The sequence below is a fragment of the Fulvivirga aurantia genome (genome assembly GCF_009711475.1).
Lineage (GTDB): Bacteria > Bacteroidota > Bacteroidia > Cytophagales > Cyclobacteriaceae > Fulvivirga > Fulvivirga aurantia.
This window is the reverse complement of record NZ_SMMD01000201.1, coordinates 1-939: the sequence shown is the minus strand read 5'-3', so window position 1 is coordinate 939 and position 939 is coordinate 1. Positions and strand designations below refer to the sequence as shown.

Annotated in this window: 1 protein-coding gene; it reads left to right on the top strand. The window is 42.5% G+C overall.

Annotated features, from left to right (window positions below):
* The coding region (locus tag E1176_RS00635; RefSeq protein ID WP_343030484.1) for a M48 family metallopeptidase at positions 1 to 830 on the top strand (830 nt) is incomplete at its 5' end.
* Positions 831 to 939: the final 109 nt, after the last annotated feature.

The following is a 939-nucleotide window of genomic DNA, read 5'->3' as shown; positions in this document are numbered from 1 at the left end:
TTTTTTTGACCCTAGAAATTGATTTAACCATGATTAAGAAAATACTATCGCTATTTGTACTGGGCCTGATTCTATACAGTTGTGCTACAGTACCAATTACCGGGCGCAAACAACTCAAATTAGTATCTAATTCTGAGATTTTACCATTAAGTTTTGACCAGTACCAACAAGTACTTAAAGAAAATAAGCTTTCTAACAATACCAAATGGGTAAACATGGTCAAGGAAGTAGGGTATAACATTCAAATGGCAACCGAAGAGTATATGAGGCAAAATGGATTGCAAGACAAGATCGCGGGTTATGCCTGGGAGTTTAATCTCATAGAATCTGATGTGGTAAATGCCTGGTGTATGCCAGGTGGTAAAGTGGCTTTTTATACCGGTATCATGCCAATTTGCGAAGATGAAACTGGTGTAGCAGTAGTAATGGGACATGAGGTGGCGCATGCTATTGCCAACCATGGACGTGAGCGTATGAGTCAGGGGCTTGCGGCTAATCTCGGACTAAGTACTGTGAGTGCTGCCATGGGACAAAACCCAACCATGACACAAGAGTTGTTGCTACAGTCGGTGGGTATTGGTACTCAGCTAGGTATGTTGTCTTTTTCACGCACACATGAATCTGAAGCGGATAGAATAGGGCTAATCTTTATGGCAATGGCTGGTTATAACCCTCAGGCCGCACCAGATTTCTGGAAGAGAATGGCCGCTCAAAGCGATGGACAAAGACCGCCTGAGTTTTTATCGACTCACCCGCACCCTGATACCCGAATAAATGACCTAAGAGCTTCGTTGCCAGAAGCTATGAAATATTATAGAAGAAGTAATTAAGTAAAAGTTGAGTGGAGAGCTAGACCTAGTTCTCCATTCTGTTTATTAAGCTATCCACTTCGTAGATAAGCTCTTCTCTTCTCGAGGGCGACAGTAACCATTTTCGCTC